Here is a 16818-nt window from a genome sequence, read left to right on the forward strand (position 1 = left end):
CGCTTACTTGGCGCTGAGCTTCATCTGGGCGGGCGAGGCCGTGATGTAGCCCACGGCGGAGCCGAACTTGTCCTTGTAGTTGGCCTTGATCAGCGGATCCAGCTGGGTCTTGACGTTGGCGTGGATGCCGCCCCAGTCACCGGCGTGCTGGAAGTTGCTCATGATGTAGGTCCAGCCGTTGATTTCGTCCACGGCATGCAGGCCCGTGGATTCGCCGCCGGCGGGCACGGACAGCACGCGCGACAGCTGCTTGGTGTCCACGTTGTAGGCCCACATGAAGTTGTTGACGTGCTGGCTGCTGTCCTCGCCGATGAACAGGGTGCGCATTTTTTCCGAGAACTTGAGGTTGTCGGGGTTGGCAATCTTGTTGGGGTTGGCGGTGTTGCCCAGGGCGTCGCCCTTGAGGGTCTTGCCGTCGGTGTCCAGCAGATCCTCGCCAGCCAGCAGGGCAGCCGTGTCCACGGGCATCCATTCGCTGTTGATGGCCGTGCCGGTCGTGTCCTTCTGGCCGCCCTTGAGGTTCAGCGCCATCACGACGCCGGCCACCAGCTGCTTGGGCACCGAGACGCCGTTGCCTGCCACGTTGGCGGCATTGCCGGCCACCATGGAGGACTGCACGTTCTGCAGTGCGGAGTAGGCAATCTTGTCCTTGGCATTGACGGTCGTGCCTTCCATCTTGGTGAAGCCCAGGCTGGCGCCCTTGAAGGCGGCATAGCGATGGGTTTCGAGGAAGGCTGCGGCCTTGTCCATGCCGGCGTTGATCTTGATCCACTTGGTCTTGTCGTTGGCCACGATCTTGGTGTAGCTGGAGTCGCTGGGGTCGGTCTTGGACACGGTCATGATGTCCGTGGGCTTGAGCGTGTTGGCCAGGTTTTCGATTTCGGCGCTGGTGGCCGAGCCCAGCTTGATCCAGGTCAGCGGCGCGGCGCTCTTGGCGGCGGGGTCGATGGAGAAGCCCGCGCCGACCTTGGCGGCGTACAGCGTGCCTGAGGACAGGTCTTTTTCCTTGTCGGCGACGAAGACGAAGTAGCCGCTGTTGGTGGCGTCGTCACCCATGAGCGCGGTGCGCTGGTCGGGCATGACCTGCACCAGCTCGTGCGAGATGCGGCCCATGCAGAAGTGCTTCTTGATGGTGGCCGTGCCGTCGACATTGACGATCACTTCGGGCATGTGGCCGTAGTGGTAGGGGTTGGCCTTGCTGGAGTCGCCGTAGAGGTTCTGGCTATAGGCCTGGAACATGGTGTTGCTGGCGATGCTGAAGGCATCGGGCTCGTACTCTTCCGAGGACAGATGAGTGCCCCAGGGCGACAGGCTGGCGCCGCAGGTGATCCACAGGCCGTGGACCTTGGAGGTGTCCACATTGTGGTACTTGACCAGGCTCAGCTTGCCCGTGGTCTGGTCCTGGTCCAGCGTCAGCACGGCGATGGGCGAGGGCAGCTTGCCGTACATATCGGTCGTGCCGTCCTGGGCCCAGGTGGTGTATTCGAACTGCACCACGGCAAACACGGGCTGGCCCTTGACGCCGTCGACCTTGGCATTGGGCACGGTCAGCAGCGAGGTGCCGTCGGGCGAGTCGGAGAAGAAGTGGCGCTCCTTGCCGGAGACGGTCTTGTCGATGATCTTGTTGTTGTAGATGTCGTAGTAGCCGCCGGCCAGCAGCTGGCCGCCCTTGCCGTCGGAGACCATGTCGCCGGTCACGAAGAAGGGCTGGTAGCCCAGGTCGTAGACCTGCTCGCTCTTGTCGTCGAATGCGACCTTGAGCTGGGAGGCCACATACATGGTGGCCATATTGGCGGGCGTGGTCAGCGAAGGCGCGGCCATGGCGGTGAAGCTGGCCGAGACATAGTTCTTGGTGACGGGAGGCGTCGTAGGCGTTGTCGGGGTGTCGTCATCGCCACCACCACATGCGGCCAGCAGGCTGGATGCGGACACGACCGAACCCAGGGGGAGCAGGGGAGCGCCGGAAAAGAGTTGCAGGGCCTTACGACGGCTGAGCAGATTTTGTGCCATGAGAGTTTCGCAGTGTGGGGTGAAGCGCAGACTTGGGGCCGCGCTGAATTGGATGAATGCCAGGACATGAGATGCATGCCCTGTTCAGTCCTGCGAATCCTAGGAAACGAATATGACAGCGGCGTGGCTGCTTGATGACATCGGCATGAATGATGGTTTGCGCCGCTGCCGGGCGCGGACCGGCGTGCGGCCCAAAAAAAAAGCCCCGACCTGGGAGGGCGGGGCTGCTGCGGTCTGCCGCTGGCGCTTACAAATCCGGCGCGGGCGGTGCGCTGTCGATCAGCGTCTGCTCGGCGTCGGGAGGGCTGAAGCTGTCACGGAAGGTAAACACGATGGAGGTAAAAAAGATGGCAGCCAGCATCAGGGCCGTTGCCACCATCAGACCCCCGGCAATGCTGCCGATGAGCATGGCCAGAATGCCGGTGACGATGGCCAGAGCCATGCCGGAGACGATGAACACACCGATCCAGCAGACACCGAACACCAGATAGGCACCGATATTGCGGATGCAACCGACAAAGCTGAAGAACAGCGATTTGACGGGGCTGATGCCATGCCAGTGAATGAGCGCCGGTGCATGCCAGAAGGCCAGCGACAGCGGCAGGTAGAGAAACATGCTCAGCCACATGGCGGACTGGAACTCGGGCTCCTCGGCGAGTTCGCGGGTCATGGGGGTCTGGCCCAGGTAGACACTGGCGAACGTGCCGCCATCGACCAGGCTGGAGGCACCGATGATGAGCAGAAAGCCGGCGGCATAGAGGCCGCCCAGGATCAGCATGGAGTGCAGGTGCTGGCTGCCGGAGCGAAAAGACACCAGCAGCAGCGCCGGTGTGGGCTTGCGGCCGTGGGCGGCTTCGGAGGCCGCGACCATCATGCTCAGCGAGATGCAGGGCAGCAGTGCCAACGCGATGACGGGGCCGATCAGCGGCACGGCCGAGATCAGCGACATGCTGGCCATGCCCAGAAAGAACAGGGCGGCCAGGGCCAGGGGCTGGCTTCTGAAGGTGCGCAGGCCCTGCAGCACCCATTGCAGACCGGTGCCGGGTGGAACGATTTGAAGTTTCATGGAAGAGGCTGAAATACTTTTGCGAGAGCGTGCAAAAGTCGCTCTTGCACTGTACCCGAGACGGCTGGGCGGGGCCATCAAAAGCCCCGGGGCACCCAACTTCTTGGCGCCGGGCTGGCGCTCAGTCCAGCGTCAACGGATGGGCGATGCGCTGGCTCAGCACGCGCTCGAAGTGGGTGGGGTCGTGGGGCTGCAGCAGGGCGGCTTCACGCGGCAGATGGAAGTCCCAGAGGCGGGAGATCCAGAAACGCAGGGCGCCGGCACGCAGCTGGGCGTTGAGCAGTTCGCGCTCGGCTGCGGCCAGCGGGCGCACGGCCTGGTAGGCCGCAAGCATGGCCTTGGCGCGCTCGGCATCATGGGCACCTGTTGCGTGATCGATACACCAGTCGTTGAGGCAGACCGCCAGATCGAAGAGCCAGGTGTCCACGCCCGCGAAATAGAAGTCGAAGAAACCGGTGAGCCGTTCGCCGTCGAACATCACGTTGTCACGGAACAGATCGGCATGGACGGGGCCACGCGGCAGGGCCGCATAGCTGGCCGAGGCGGCGACATGGTTCTGGTAGGCCAGTTCGGCGCGCAACATGGCGGCGGTTTCCTCGCCCAGATGCGGCAGGACCACGGGCACGGTTTCATTCCACCAGGGCAGGCCGCGCAGATTGGGCTGCTGGCGGTCGTAGTCCTGACCGGCCAGATGCATGCGCGCCAGCATGTCGCCCACGGCCGCGCAGTGCACGGCAGCCGGGGCCAGCTGGCTCTTGCCGGCCAGGCGGTTGACGATGGACGCAGGCTTGCCGCAGACCTTGAGCAGAATGTCGCCGCTGCGAGTCTCGCTTTGCGGGTCCGGCACGGGAATGCCGGCCCGTGCCAGATGCTTCATCAGGTACAGATAGAACGGCAGCTGTTCGGCGCTCAGGCGTTCGAACAGTGTCAGCACCCACTCACCCTGGTCGGTCGTCAGAAAGTAGTTGGTGTTTTCGATACCGCCTTGAATGCCGCGCAATTCCTTGAACGAGCCTAGGGACATGCGGCGCAGCAGGTCGCGCGCATCTTTATCGGAAACTTCGGTGAAAACAGCCATGGTGAGTGAATACGCCGGTCTGGGGCGACCGACCGAACTAGCAGGGAGAAGGTGTCTATATGCAACAGGGCAGTGCTCTGAAGCACTGCCCTGTCATGAATGGGGGAAAAGCGCGCCGCGCTTCAGAACTTGAGGAAATTCCAGACGCGCGTACCCGTGGTGTCGCCGCTGTTGCTGTCGCGGTTGCGGGCTGCGCGGGCGCCGTCGTTGGACTGCACCTCGTACTCGGGCATGGAGCCTACCTTGGGTTGCACGGTGATGCTCTGGGTCTGGCCGCCGACGCGGGTTTCATCGACTCGGCTGCCGGCGTCCTCCACGCGGATATGTTCGATCCGCTGGTTGTGCTTGCCGGTCGCCGCCGCATTGTCCTGCTGGCCCTGGGGCGCAGGAGCGATTGCGGCATCGGCCGGCGCAGGGGTGGGGGACTGGGCCAGAACGGATCCGGCGGCCAGGCTCAGCATAATGAAAAGTGGTGCAGCGCGCATAGTGTGGATTGTAGGGCGACTTCGAATTGTCCCACCAGGTGCTATCCGTCTCGGGTCTGCGGACCGGCGGAGCCGGGCTCGCGTGCACAATCCGGGGTATGAGCAATTCCAAGACCCTGGTGCTGGTGGACGGCTCCAGCTACCTCTACCGCGCCTACCATGCCATGCCCGACCTGAGGGCGATTCCCGGCGACCCGGCCAGCCCGGCCACGGGTGCCATCCGCGGCATGGTGAACATGATGCAGGCGCTGAGGAAGGACGTGCAGGCCGATTACGCCGTCTGCGTGTTCGATGCCTCGGGGCCGACCTTCCGGGACGAGATGTACACCGAGTACAAGGCCACGCGCTCGCCCATGCCCGACGATCTGCGCAGCCAGATCGAGCCCATCCACGAGGTGGTGGCCATGCTGGGCTGGAAGGTGGTGGCCGTGCCCGGCGTGGAAGCCGACGACGTGATCGCGACGCTGGCGCAGACCGCTGCGGCTCAGGGCATACAGGTCATCGTCTCCAGCGGCGACAAGGACTTGAGCCAGTTGGTCAACGAGCATGTGACCATCATCGACACCATGAACGGCAAGAAGCGCGACGTGGCCGGCGTGACGGCCGAGTTCGGCGTGCCGCCGGCGCTGATGATCGACTACCAGGCCCTGGTGGGCGACACCGTGGACAACGTGCCCGGCGTGACCAAGGTCGGGCCCAAGACCGCCGCCAAATGGCTGGAGGAGTTCGGCACGCTGGACAATCTGATTGCCAACGCGGCAGGCATCAAGGGCGTCGCGGGCCAGAACCTGCGCGATGCGATTGCCAGCGGCCAGCTGGCGCTGAGCCGCCAGCTGGTGACCATGAAAACCGATTGCGATCTGTCAGCCTACATTGGCGGCCTGCCGCAGCTCGATGTCGTCACGCTGGCCGAGCCCGATAGCGCCGCGCTCGCGCCGTTCTACGAGAAATACGGCTTCAAGGGCCTGGTGCGCACCCTGGGCGCCGCTGCGGCCGACGTCAAGGCGGCCAAGCCCGGCAAGGCTGCCAAGGCAGACAGTGCCCAGGGCGGCCTGTTCGATGCCGATGACGCGGCGGCCACCGAGGTGGCCGTGGCGGCCCAGCAGCGCGATGTGCTCTACACCACGATTCTGAGCGAGGCGCAACTCGATGAATGGCTGGCCAAGATCGAGGCCGCCGAGCTGACCGCGCTGGATACCGAGACCGATTCGCTGGACGAGATGGTGGCCCGCATCGTCGGCATTTCCTTCAGCGTGGCCGTGGGCGAGGCCGCCTATATTCCGCTGCGCCACGAGGGCATGGACGTGCCCGAGCAGCTCGATCTGGACAAGGTGCTGGCCAGGCTCAGGCCCTGGCTCGAGGATGCGTCCAGGAAGAAACTGGGCCAGCATGTCAAATATGACCAGCATGTGTTTGCCAACCACGGCATCACCGTGCGCGGCTATGCGCACGACACCATGCTGCAGTCCTATGTGCTCGAAGCCGACCGCCCGCACAATCTGACCAGCCTGGCGCTGCGCCATGTGAATCGCAGCGGCATCAGCTACGAAGACCTGTGCGGCAAGGGCAAGAGCCAGATTCCGTTTGCCCAGGTGCCCGTGGACAAGGCCGCAGCCTACAGCTGCGAGGACTCCGACCAGACGCTGGACGTGCACAACACCTTGTGGCCGCGCATCCAGGTCCAGGCCGGGCTGCTGCATATCTACGAGCTGGAAATGCAGACCAGCGAAGCGCTGTTTCGCATCGAGCGCAATGGCGTGAGCATCGACGCGGGTGAGCTGGCACGCCAGAGCAATGATCTGGGCGCACGCATCCTGAAGCTCGAGGAAGAGGCTTACGAGATTGCGGGCCAGCCCTTCAATCTGTCCTCGCCCAAGCAGCTGGGCGAGATCTTCTTCGACAAGCTGGGCATGCCCGTCGTGAAGAAGACCGCCACCGGCGCGCGCAGCACGGACGAGGAAGTGCTGGAAAAGCTGGCCGAGGACTATCCGCTGCCCGCCAAGCTGCTGGAGCACCGCAGCCTCTCCAAGCTCAAGGGAACCTACACCGACAAGCTGGCGCAGATGGCCTTGCCCAGCGACGGCCGCGTGCACACCCACTACGCCCAGGCCGTGGCGGTGACGGGGCGTCTGTCCAGCAACGACCCCAATCTGCAGAACATTCCCGTGCGCACGCCCGAAGGCCGCCGCGTGCGCGAAGCCTTTGTGGCCCCCGAGGGCAAGCTGATTGCCAGCGCCGACTATTCGCAGATCGAGCTGCGCATCATGGCCCATCTGTCGGGCGACGAAGCCTTGCTGAGCGCCTTCAAGAACGGCCTGGACGTGCACCGCGCCACGGCCGCCGAAGTCTTCGGCGTGAGTGTGGACGAGGTCAGCAGCGAGCAGCGCCGCTATGCCAAGGTGATCAACTTCGGCCTGATCTACGGCATGAGCAGCTTCGGCCTGGCCAAGAACCTGGGCATCGAAACCAAGGCGGCGGCCGCCTATATCGACAAATACTTCCAGCGCTATCCCGGCGTGAAGCGCTATATGGACCAGACCGTGGAGCTGGCCCATGCCCAGGGCTATGTGGAGACCGTCTTCGGTCGGCGCCTGGTGCTGCCCGAGATCAACGGCGGCAACGGCCCGCGCAAGAAAGCGGCCGAGCGCGCTGCCATCAACGCCCCCATGCAGGGCACGGCGGCCGATCTGATCAAGAAGGCCATGGTGGCCGTGCAGGCCAGGCTGGATGCCGAAAAGCCCGAGGTGCTGGTCATCATGCAGGTGCACGACGAGCTGGTGTTCGAGCTGCCCGAAGCCGCCAGGGACTGGGTGCAGGCCGAGATCCCTGCCATCATGGCCGGCGTGGCCGATCTGTCCGTGCCGCTGCTGGCCGAGATCGGCTTTGGCAGCAGCTGGGAAAAGGCGCATTGAGCTTTTCACCCAAAGGCGCACTGATACGCTTTCGTCCCGGGGGCGCCCAGGTCTTGCCGAGGTGGTCCCTTAAAAAAGAGAGCTGCTTGCGCTTTCTGAAAAAGCACTTCAGGTTGTTTTTGACCTAAAGTGCTTTGTTTACAAGCGCTGTCAGCTCCTGAATTGTTCTAGGTTGTTGCGGGAAATATCTTGTTCAAAGGCTTTGCAATGACGCCCGCCGTGCGCACGGGGCTGTCGATTTCGGTGGCGACGGGGCTGTACGGCATCTCCTTCGGCGCGCTGTCCGTGGCGGCCGGCCTCAACCTCTGGCAGACCATGGCGCTGAGCGCGCTGATGTTCACGGGCGGTTCGCAGTTCGCCTTCATCGGCGTGGTGGCGGGCGGCGGCAGCGGCATGGCGGCCGTGAGCGCGGCCTCGCTGCTGGGCGTGCGCAATGCCATCTACGGCATGCAGATGAGCCGTCTGCTGGGCGTCCAGGGGCTGCAGCGCTGGCTGGCGGCGCACTGGACGATCGACGAATCCGCGGCCACGGCATCGGGCCAGGAGGAACTGGCCGAGCAGCGGCTCGGCTTCTGGGTCGCCGGGGCGGGCGTGTTCCTGCTCTGGAACCTGTTCACCTTGCTGGGCGCGCTGATGGGCAACGCGCTGGGCGACACGCGCCGCTTCGGTCTCGACGGGGCTGCCGTGGCGGCCTTTCTCGGCCTGCTCTGGCCGCGCCTGAACGCGCGCGAGCCGGTGGCGCTGGCGCTGGGCTGCGGGCTGGTCACGGCCCTGGCCATACCCTGGGTGCCTGCAGGCGTGCCGATTCTGCTGGCCGCAGCCCTGGGCGCCTTCTGGGGCTGGGTGCGCCCTTCGGAGGCTGGGCAATGACGCTGTCCCTGTCCTTGTCCCTGTGGCAATGGATCTTGCTGGCCTGTGCGCTGGCCTTTGTGACCAAGCTGCTGGGCTACAGCCTGCCCGAGCGCTGGATGCGCAGCCCGCGCATGGCCCAGATCGCGGCCTGTCTGACGGTGGCGTTGCTGGCTTCGCTGACGGTGATGAACACCCTGGCCAGCGGCACGCGCATCAGCCTGGATGCGCGCCTGGGCGCCTTGCTGGTGGCGGCGCTGGCCCTGTGGCTGCGGGCACCATTCTTGCTGGTGGTGATTCTGGGGGCCGTGGCTGTGGCGCTGCTGCGCTGGCTGGCCTGAGGTGCCTGCAACGCACTGGCCTTAGACTGCATGGCCAGCCAGGCTTGAGATCGTCAACACGTTCTGAAATTCCATCAACCCAAGGAGGATCCATGAAGTACGAAGACATCGCTCAGGATATGCAGGGGCTGCTCGGCGCTCGCGCCGATGCCCAGCCCAGCCGCCGCACGGCCTTGCGCGCAGCCCTCGGGGCCGGCCTGGGCGTGGGCTATGCCTGCGCCGCCGGCCCGGTCATGGCTCAGACGGCCATCAAGACCCCGGTCGACGGCCTGACGGCAGGCGAGGTCAGCATCGATGTCAAAGGCTTCAAGCTGCCGGCCTACCGGGCCATGCCTGCGGGCAAGCAGAATCTGCCCGTGGTGCTGGTGATCTCCGAAATCTTCGGCGTGCATGAATACATTGCCGATACCTGCCGCCGCCTGGCGCGTGCGGGCTATCTGGCGATAGCGCCCGACCTGTTCGTGCGCCAGGGCGATCCCATGGCCTATGGCGAGATGGCCAAGCTCATGAGCGAGGTGATCGCCAAGGTGCCCGATGCCCAGGCCATGGGCGATCTGGACGCTGCCGTGCAATGGGCAGGCACCCAGGGCGGCGATGTCAGGAAGCTGGCCATCACCGGCTTTTGCTGGGGCGGGCGCATCACCTGGCTGTATGCCGCACATGCCCCGCTCAAGGCCGGCGTGGCCTGGTACGGGCGTCTGCAGGGCAACAAGAACGATTTGCAGCCCAGCTATCCGCTGGACCTGGTGGGACAGCTCAAGGCACCGGTGCTGGGCCTGTACGGCGGCAAGGACACGGGCATTCCGCTGGAGTCGGTCGAAGCCATGAAGGCCGCGCTCAAGACCGGCTCTGCGGCGGCCAGGGCCTCGGAGTTCGTGATCTTCCCCGAGGCGCCCCATGCCTTCCATGCCGACTACCGCCCCAGCTACCGCGAGCAGGCCGCGCAGGACGGCTGGGCCCGCATGCTGACCTGGTTCAACCAGCATGGCGTGGCTTGATGTCTCATTCGCTGAAATTTTCGGCCCGGGGGGCTTGACAGCTTTGCTAAGGTGAAAGAAGTCCCGGCGAGCCATGCATGTCATGCGCATCCGGGGCTGACGGTATGGGGATAGTCGCAAGCGGGCCGCGTTGGGCGGCGCATTCTGCGAAAATCCTCAAGATTCGCCTGTAAAAGGTTGCGGTTAAGCCATATAAAGCTATGACATTGGTAGCAATTATTCTGGCCACCCTGGCTGCTGGTATCGGCAGTGTCTGGGTGGCCGCGTTGTTGATGAGTCTGGGAGGGGGGCGCACGCCAGGGCTGATGCCCCAGCGTCTGCTGAGCCTGGCTGCGGGAGCCTTGCTCGCCACAGCCTTCATGCATTTGCTGCCCGAAGCGTTCGAGAGCCATGGCAAATCCCATGATCTGTTCGTGGTGCTGCTGATCGGGCTGGTGTTTTTCTTTCTGCTGTCCAAGGCCGAGCTATGGCACCACGGCCATGAGCATTCGCATGGCGACGCCCACCAGCCTGTTGCCGTGCACCATGCTCACAGTCATGGCCACGACCATCAGCATGGTCACGCCCACCATGACGACCATGGAGAGCACGCGCATGGTCACAGCCATGGCAAGGGCGGCTGGGCCATTCTGACGGGCGACAGCGTGCATTGCTTTGGCGATGGCGTGCTGATTGCATCGGCCTTCGTGGCCGATATCCGCCTGGGCCTGATTGCTGCCCTGTCGGTGCTGGCGCACGAGGTGCCTCACCACATGGGCGATATCGTGGTGCTGCGCCAGTCCAGCAGCAATCGCCGCGTGGCGCTGATCAAGGTGTCCATGGCGGGAGCCGTGACCACGCTGGGCGGGGTGGCCGGCTATTTCCTGATCGGACAGCTGCACGAGCTGCTGCCGTATTTCCTGGTCGTTGCGTCGAGCAGCTTCATCTATGTGGCGCTGGCCGACCTGATTCCCCAGCTGCAAAAGCGCCTGAGCGCCAAGGAAACCGCAGCCCAGGTCTTCTGGCTGCTGCTGGGCATCGTCATCGTGACGGTGATGAGCGGTGCCGCGCACAACCATGGACACGAGCATGACCACGATCATGGTGCCGAGGTCGGGCATTCGCACGAGCCCGCCCCCGCGCCTGCGGCTGTCCATGAAGCAGCGCACAAGCACGAGCATTGATTGCAACTGCAGTCGATAAAAAACCGGCTTCCAGCCGGTTTTTTCATTCAGGAAACATCTTTCAGTTCGGTCTTGACCGCCGCCAGCTGGCGGCGCGAGACCGGCAGCAGCTCGCTGACGCCCTGCAGGCGCAGGCCCCAGCCTTCGCCTTCCTGCGGATCGTCATATTTTTCGAGGCCGCGCAAGGCCGCACGCAGCACCAGGGCGTTGCGGTGTATGCGCAGCAGATGTTCGCCATGGCGGGTTTCGAGATCGGCCAGCGCTCCGTCGAGGATGTAGTTGCGCTGCACGGTGCGCACGGTGATGTATTTCTGCTCGGCCTTGAGAAAACGCACTTCGGACAGCGGCAGCCGCAGCGTGCCGCCGCGCTCCTGAATCAGCAGCACGGGGCCGCTGTCCACGACGCTGCGCGTGCTCAGCGCACGTTCTGCCTTCTGCAGCGATTGCTGCAGGCGTTCCAGGCGTACGGGCTTGGTCAGATAGTCCACGGCATCCAGCTCGAAAGCATGTACCGCATGGCTGGCATGCGCCGTCACGAACACGATGGCGGGCGGGTTGGCCAACTCCGCCAGGGACGCTGCCAGCTGCAGCCCGTTGTGGCCGGGCATGTGGATGTCCAGCAGCACCAGCTGGACGGGGGCGGGCTGTGCGGCCTGCAGCATCTGCAGGGCCTGGTCGGCATCGGCGGCTTCCTGAACATGGTGGGGGCCATGTGCGCAGTCGCCGAGCAGAGTGCGCAGTCTGGCGCGAGCCAGAGCTTCGTCATCAACGATCAGAATGTGCATGACGGGATTCTCCCGGTTTTGGCGCGGTCTGCTGCAAAGGCACGCTCAGGCGCACCACATACAGCCCGTCGCGCACCTTGGCGCTGAAACTGCCTTGCAGGTCGTGCAGCAGCGACAGCCTGGCCCTGACGTTGTCCAGGGCCATGCCATGGCCGGTGCTTTGATGCCCGGCACTGGCCGGCGGCAAGGTGTTGATGATCTGGATCAACGCTTCGTTGCCGCGCCTTTCGGTGCGTACCTGCAGCTTGCCGCCGCGCGCATTGGGCTCCACTCCATGGCGGATGGCGTTCTCCACCAGTGGCTGCAGCAGCAGCGGCGGCAGCAGCGCTCCATGCACGCTTTCATCGAGCTGCCACTGCATCTGCAGGCGCTCGCCAAAGCGTACCTGCTCTATGGACAGATAGCGCTGGGCCAGCTCTATCTCCTGCGCCAGCGTGGTGGTCAGATGGGGTTCGGCCAAGGCATAGCGAAACAGATCGCTGAGATCCTCGAGCAAGGCTTCTGCCTTGGCCGGCTCGGCGCGCACCAGCGCAATCGCGCTGTTGAGGGTGTTGAACAGAAAGTGCGGTCTGATGCGTGACTGCAGCTCGGTGAGACGGGCCTGGGTCTGCGCCGGCGTGTTGCCGCGCGCGCGCAGCACCAGCGCCGTCACGAGCAGCGCGGCCAGCAGGCCTCCCGTGACGGCACTGGCCAGCCAGGGGGCTTTGTCGATGCCGATGAAGAACAGCATGCCGCAGGCATAAAGCCCTGCGAGCGCGCCCAGCAGCACGCCGGCCAGATATTGGCCGCGCATGTCCAGACGCTGCAACTGGTGCTTGAGGCTGCAGGCGGCGATCAGCCAGACCAGGGTGCCTGGCAGGCAGGCACCGGTGAGCAGAGCCGCGCTGGCAAACCACTCCCAGAGCGAGTCCGCACCATAGATGGCAGCCGTGCCCACCACCACCTGTACAAACAGCACGGCGCGCAGCACCACGCCGGCATTGCAGGCGTCGAACACCAGGACCGGGCGGGCCGAGGTTGGTGTGGCAGCGATGAGCGGTGAGATGGGCACGGGCGGTATGGAGCAGGACGGTGTTCGGGATGCAGACTGGAGCGAGCTGAAAATGCACCAAGGGCATTCCTGTCGACAGGGCAGCATGCCCGGTCCGAACTGGCGCAAGTGCTGCGATTATTGGCCAGCAGCTGCGCTGCAGCGGCAATTCGCGCGGCATCTGTCGGTTCGATGCATCAGCTTTGTGCTGACTCAAACAGAGGCCGCTGCCCGGCTGGCGGCCTGATAGCGTCTGAGCGACCAGACCACGCCCGCAAGAATCAGCAGCATGGGGGCCAGTTCGGCGAGCAGTGGCAGGCGCTGTTCATAGAGGAAGTGGTAGGCCAGGGCAAACAGGGTCTCGAACACCAGCAGCTGGCCCACGAAGGTGATGGGCAGGCGCTGGCTGGCGGCATTCCACATCCAGTTGCCCAGCCAGGACGAGAGGATGGCCACGGCCAGATTCAACAGCCAGAACAGCTGCCAGCGCTGGGCCGGAATGTCGGGGCTGCCGGCGCCGCTGGCCTCAGGCGATATCAGCCAGAGCAGCACCCAGAGCAAGGCGCTGATCAGACCGACGACCAGACCCCAGAGCGTGGACCACTCCGTGCCGTTGAAGCGGCTTTGTGCCAGGTAACGGGTGTTGTCCAGCGCATAGCGGCTCCAGCAGAGCATGGCCAGCACGGCCATCAGCACGCCCAGCAGATAGCGCCCCTGGTTGCCTGCGGGCCCCGTGGTCAGCGCATGGGCGTTGACGAGCACGATGCCGGCCAGAATCAGCGCCATGGGGGCCAGCATGCGGCGCAGCGGAAGCGCGCCCTGGGTGTTGCGGCCCAGCAGCGGCACGGTGACGGGAACCAGGCCCACGATCAGCGAGGTCACGGCCATGCCTATCCATTGCACGGCGGTGGCGACCAGGGCGAAATAAACCACATTGCCCGTCAGGGCCAGCCATACCAGATGCCGGACATCGGCCGCTTGCAGCCTGGGCAGCAGCCTGGTGGCCCGGGGCAGAAAAACGCATAGGGCCACCACGCCGTAGAGCACGAAGCGGCCAAAGGTGATCTGCAGCGGCGAGAACTCCGGCAGCATGGCCGGCACGAGAAAAATCGCGCCCCAGAGCGCGCAGGCGGCCAGCGCAAAACCGAGGCCGGAAATCAGGGAAGAGCGGGAATGCATGCCGGGCGGCGCACCGGCCGCCTGGGCAGCGGCCGTGAAGGGAAGGTGAGCGGAGACGGCGTGATTGTCCGCGAAGGCCAGAAACCGGGTGGCTGCAGCCGGATTTGCCAGCTTGGCGAGATAAGGCTTGCAGGCCTTATCTATCAATCGCAGGGTGCTATTGAATCGTGAGTATGCGGAGCGCGAACAGCGCTTTGTCGCAGTGGCCGGCAATGGCTCTGGAACGCTGTGGCGCCCAAGCCGGGTCAGGCCGATAAAATCCCTGTTTCTGCTTTGCACAGCCGTCACGCCAAACTTCTGCATTGGGCGGCCTGTGGTTTTACGGGATTGTTGCCCTCACATGTCTACATCTGCTCCTTCGCACAACCAGCTCGATTCCAAGGCCGAAGCCTGGTCTGCCCTGTTCTCCGAACCCATGAGCGACCTGGTCAAGCGCTACACCTCCAGCGTGTTCTTTGACAAGCGCATGTGGCAGGCCGACATCCAGGGTTCTCTGGCGCATGCCGAAATGCTGTCGGCCCAGAAGATCATTGCGGCCGAAGATTTCGCCTCCATCCAGAAGGGCATGGCGCAGATCACGGCCGAAATCGAGGCCGGCACCTTCGAGTGGAAGCTGGATCTGGAAGACGTTCACCTGAATATCGAAGCGCGCCTGACCCAGCTGGTCGGCGATGCCGGCAAGCGCCTGCACACCGGCCGCAGCCGCAACGACCAGGTGGCCACCGACGTGCGCCTGTGGCTGCGCAGCGAGATCGACCTGATCGAAGGCCTGCTCAAGGAGCTGCAGCGCTCGCTGGTCGACGTGGCCGCGAAGAACGTGGAGGTGATCCTGCCCGGCTTCACCCATCTGCAGGTGGCTCAGCCCGTGAGCTTCGGCCATCATATGCTGGCCTATGTGGAAATGTTCAAGCGCGACGCCGAGCGCATGCTGGACGTGCGCAAGCGCGTCAACGTGCTGCCCCTGGGCTCTGCCGCGCTGGCCGGCACCACCTACCCGCTGGACCGCGAGCGCGTGGCCAAGACCCTGGGCATGGAAGGCGTGAGCCAGAACTCGCTGGACGGCGTGTCCGACCGCGACTTCGCCATCGAGTTCACTGCGGCGGCCTCGCTGTGCATGGTGCACGTGAGCCGTCTGTCGGAAGAGCTGATCATCTGGATGAGCCAGAACTTCGGCTTCATCAAGATCGCCGACCGCTTCACCACCGGCTCGTCCATCATGCCCCAGAAGAAGAACCCCGATGTGCCCGAACTGGCACGTGGCAAGACCGGCCGCGTGGTCGGCCATCTGATGGGTCTGATCACGCTGATGAAGGGCCAGCCCCTGGCCTACAACAAGGACAACCAGGAAGACAAGGAGCCGCTGTTCGACACGGTGGACACCCTCAAGGACACGCTGCGCATCTTCGCCGAGATGATCGGCGGCCAGCTCAACCCCGCCAGCGGCGTCAAGGAAGGCGGCATCACCGTGAATGCCGAGAACATGCGCGCTGCTGCCCTGAAGGGCTATGCCACGGCCACCGACCTGGCCGACTATCTGGTCAAGAAGGGGCTGCCCTTCCGCGACGCCCACGAAACCGTGGCTCACGCCGTGAAGCTGGCCACCATGAAGGGCGTGGACCTGACCGAGCTGCCACTGGCCGAGCTGCAGGCCTTCAATCCCAACATCGAGGCCGATGTGTTCGAGGCCCTGAGCCTGGAAGGCTCGCTCAACGCACGCAGCACGCTGGGCGGTACGGCACCGGCGCAGGTGCGTGCGCAACTGGCCAAGCATCAGGCTCGCCTGGCCTGATGGGCCCCGGCACTGTGGCGTAACGTTGACGCCTTGAAAGCGCCCTTTGCCGGGCGCTTTTGTTTTGGTTAGTCTGCAAAAGAGATAAGGAGAAAACACATGACGCAATCTCGTCGTCAATTGCTGAAAGCCGGTGCGGGAGCGGTTGCAGCATCGGCCCTGGGGCCGCTGGCCTGGGCCTCGTCGGGTCAGCCCATCCGCATTCTGGTGGGCTTTCCACCCGGTGGTGGCTCGGACGCGATTGCGCGCCTGCTGGCCGACAAGCTCAAGGACGAGCTGGGCGGCGTGACGGTGCTGGTGGAAAACCGCCCCGGAGCCGGCGGCCAGATTGCAGCGCAGCTGCTCAAGGCCTCGCCTGCCGATGGTCATACGCTGTTTCTCACGCATGACCACACCATCTCCATCCTGCCCAAGGTCGTGAAAAAGCCGGGCTTTGATCCGCAGCAGGACTTCATCCCCGTGGCCGGGGTCGCCACTTTCGTGAATGCGCTGGCCGTCTCCAGCAACACGCCGGCCAGGAATCTGGCCGAGTACGCGGCCTGGGCCAGAGGCAGTGCCAAGAACGGCACCATCGGCATTCCGGCGCCGGCATCGACCCCCGAATTTCTGGTCAAGATCCTGGCCGACCACTACCAGCTCGATCTGGTGGCCGCTCCGTATCGCGGCAGCGCCCCGCTGCTGGCCGATATGCTGGGCAATCAGATTCCGGCCGGCATTGCTTCGGTGCCCGACTTCATGGAGAACCAGAAGGCGGGCAAGCTGCGCGTGATCGGCGTGCTCGGCGCCAAGCGCCAGGCTTCCATGCCCGAGGTTCCGACCTTGCTGGAGCAGGGCATCAAGGGCTTTGAAGACATGCCTTACTACGGCATTTTTGCGCCCCGGGGCGTGCCCCAGGCCTTTGTCGAGCGCTTCTCGGCAGCGGTGGGCAATGTGCTCAAGCAGCGTGACGTCTACGCGCAGCTGACGGCACTGGGTCTTACAGTTGGATACATGAATCCCCGCCAGTTGGGGGAGCGCGAGGCCGCTTATTCCAAGGTCTGGGCCGGTATCATTCAGCGCAGCGGTTTCCAGCCGCAGTAGTTTCGCGCGTGCAGCACATGCTCAAGGCCCTGCTTCACCTGTGAGGCAGGGCT

Annotated in this window: 14 protein-coding genes; 7 read left to right on the top strand and 7 right to left on the bottom strand. The window is 64.5% G+C overall.

Annotated elements, in window-relative coordinates:
- Window positions 1-3 precede the first annotated feature (3 nt).
- The 4 genes from O987_RS05065 to O987_RS05080 form a co-directional block, all read right to left on the bottom strand.
- Entirely contained in the window at window positions 4-2010 is a 2007-nt protein-coding gene (locus O987_RS05065; protein ID WP_043371020.1) for a PhoX family protein, read from the bottom strand.
- Between the two features lie 247 nt (window positions 2011-2257).
- Entirely contained in the window at window positions 2258-3076 is an 819-nt protein-coding gene (locus O987_RS05070; protein ID WP_003058177.1) for a BPSS1780 family membrane protein, read from the bottom strand.
- A 121-nt stretch (window positions 3077-3197) separates the two neighbouring features.
- Complete coding sequence (locus tag O987_RS05075; RefSeq protein ID WP_003058175.1) at window positions 3198-4154, bottom strand: homoserine kinase; 957 nt, start codon at window positions 4152-4154, stop codon at window positions 3198-3200.
- A 122-nt stretch (window positions 4155-4276) separates the two neighbouring features.
- On the bottom strand, window positions 4277-4639 hold the full coding sequence (locus O987_RS05080) for a hypothetical protein (RefSeq protein WP_019043610.1): 363 nt from the start codon (window positions 4637-4639) through the stop codon (window positions 4277-4279).
- A 98-nt stretch (window positions 4640-4737) separates the two neighbouring features.
- Here O987_RS05080 and polA point away from each other — a divergent pair, with 98 nt between their 5' ends.
- The 5 genes from polA (at window position 4738) to O987_RS05105 (ending at window position 10902) form a co-directional block, all read left to right on the top strand.
- Window positions 4738-7551, top strand: coding sequence for a DNA polymerase I (gene polA / locus O987_RS05085; protein ID WP_043371022.1), 2814 nt, complete (start codon window positions 4738-4740; stop codon window positions 7549-7551).
- A 207-nt stretch (window positions 7552-7758) separates the two neighbouring features.
- A complete protein-coding gene (locus tag O987_RS05090) occupies window positions 7759-8421 on the top strand; it encodes an AzlC family ABC transporter permease (RefSeq protein ID WP_043371024.1) in 663 nt (220 codons plus the stop codon).
- Entirely contained in the window at window positions 8418-8741 is a 324-nt protein-coding gene (locus O987_RS05095) for an AzlD domain-containing protein (RefSeq protein ID WP_080731444.1), read from the top strand. The genes O987_RS05090 and O987_RS05095 overlap by 4 nt, the downstream gene beginning before the upstream one ends.
- Before the next feature lie 92 nt (window positions 8742-8833).
- Entirely contained in the window at window positions 8834-9739 is a 906-nt protein-coding gene (locus O987_RS05100) for a dienelactone hydrolase family protein (protein ID WP_003058164.1), read from the top strand.
- Window positions 9740-9939: 200 nt separating this feature from the next.
- Window positions 9940-10902, top strand: coding sequence for a ZIP family metal transporter (locus O987_RS05105; RefSeq protein ID WP_003058162.1), 963 nt, complete (start codon window positions 9940-9942; stop codon window positions 10900-10902).
- A gap of 47 nt (window positions 10903-10949) precedes the next feature.
- Here the strand turns inward: O987_RS05105 and O987_RS05110 are convergent, their stop codons facing one another.
- The 3 genes from O987_RS05110 to O987_RS05125 all read right to left on the bottom strand — a co-directional run bounded on the left by O987_RS05110 (window position 10950) and on the right by O987_RS05125 (window position 13896).
- A complete protein-coding gene (locus O987_RS05110) occupies window positions 10950-11687 on the bottom strand; it encodes a LytR/AlgR family response regulator transcription factor (RefSeq protein ID WP_003058160.1) in 738 nt (245 codons plus the stop codon).
- Window positions 11668-12738 carry a sensor histidine kinase gene (locus O987_RS05115; protein ID WP_019043814.1) on the bottom strand — a complete coding sequence of 357 codons (1071 nt, stop codon included), beginning with the start codon at window positions 12736-12738 and terminating at the stop codon, window positions 11668-11670. Before O987_RS05115 ends, O987_RS05110 begins: the two co-directional genes overlap by 20 nt.
- Window positions 12739-12930: 192 nt before the next feature.
- On the bottom strand, window positions 12931-13896 hold the full coding sequence (locus O987_RS05125; protein WP_043376114.1) for a DMT family transporter: 966 nt from the start codon (window positions 13894-13896) through the stop codon (window positions 12931-12933).
- Between the two features lie 340 nt (window positions 13897-14236).
- Here O987_RS05125 and argH point away from each other — a divergent pair, with 340 nt between their 5' ends.
- Both argH and O987_RS05135 read left to right on the top strand, forming a co-directional pair.
- A complete protein-coding gene (gene argH / locus O987_RS05130; protein ID WP_043371027.1) occupies window positions 14237-15685 on the top strand; it encodes an argininosuccinate lyase in 1449 nt (482 codons plus the stop codon).
- Window positions 15686-15784: 99 nt separating this feature from the next.
- On the top strand, window positions 15785-16765 hold the full coding sequence (locus O987_RS05135) for a Bug family tripartite tricarboxylate transporter substrate binding protein (protein ID WP_003058151.1): 981 nt from the start codon (window positions 15785-15787) through the stop codon (window positions 16763-16765).
- Window positions 16766-16818: the final 53 nt, after the last annotated feature.

It is taken from the genome of Comamonas testosteroni TK102 (assembly GCF_000739375.1).
Classification (GTDB): domain Bacteria; phylum Pseudomonadota; class Gammaproteobacteria; order Burkholderiales; family Burkholderiaceae_C; genus Comamonas; species Comamonas brasiliensis.

Excerpts from the sequence above, each read along its gene's own strand:
- O987_RS05065 (WP_043371020.1), bottom strand. The coding sequence starts at position 2,010 with ATGGCACAAAATCTGCTCAGCCGTCGTAAGGCCCTGCAACTCTTTTCC.
- O987_RS05070 (WP_003058177.1), bottom strand. The coding sequence starts at position 3,076 with ATGAAACTTCAAATCGTTCCACCCGGCACCGGTCTGCAATGGGTGCTG.
- O987_RS05075 (WP_003058175.1), bottom strand. The coding sequence starts at position 4,154 with ATGGCTGTTTTCACCGAAGTTTCCGATAAAGATGCGCGCGACCTGCTG.
- O987_RS05080 (WP_019043610.1), bottom strand. The coding sequence starts at position 4,639 with ATGCGCGCTGCACCACTTTTCATTATGCTGAGCCTGGCCGCCGGATCC.
- polA (WP_043371022.1), top strand. The coding sequence starts at position 4,738 with ATGAGCAATTCCAAGACCCTGGTGCTGGTGGACGGCTCCAGCTACCTC.
- O987_RS05090 (WP_043371024.1), top strand. The coding sequence starts at position 7,759 with ATGACGCCCGCCGTGCGCACGGGGCTGTCGATTTCGGTGGCGACGGGG.
- O987_RS05095 (WP_080731444.1), top strand. The coding sequence starts at position 8,418 with ATGACGCTGTCCCTGTCCTTGTCCCTGTGGCAATGGATCTTGCTGGCC.
- O987_RS05100 (WP_003058164.1), top strand. The coding sequence starts at position 8,834 with ATGAAGTACGAAGACATCGCTCAGGATATGCAGGGGCTGCTCGGCGCT.
- O987_RS05105 (WP_003058162.1), top strand. The coding sequence starts at position 9,940 with ATGACATTGGTAGCAATTATTCTGGCCACCCTGGCTGCTGGTATCGGC.
- O987_RS05110 (WP_003058160.1), bottom strand. The coding sequence starts at position 11,687 with ATGCACATTCTGATCGTTGATGACGAAGCTCTGGCTCGCGCCAGACTG.
- O987_RS05125 (WP_043376114.1), bottom strand. The coding sequence starts at position 13,896 with ATGCATTCCCGCTCTTCCCTGATTTCCGGCCTCGGTTTTGCGCTGGCC.
- argH (WP_043371027.1), top strand. The coding sequence starts at position 14,237 with ATGTCTACATCTGCTCCTTCGCACAACCAGCTCGATTCCAAGGCCGAA.
- O987_RS05135 (WP_003058151.1), top strand. The coding sequence starts at position 15,785 with ATGACGCAATCTCGTCGTCAATTGCTGAAAGCCGGTGCGGGAGCGGTT.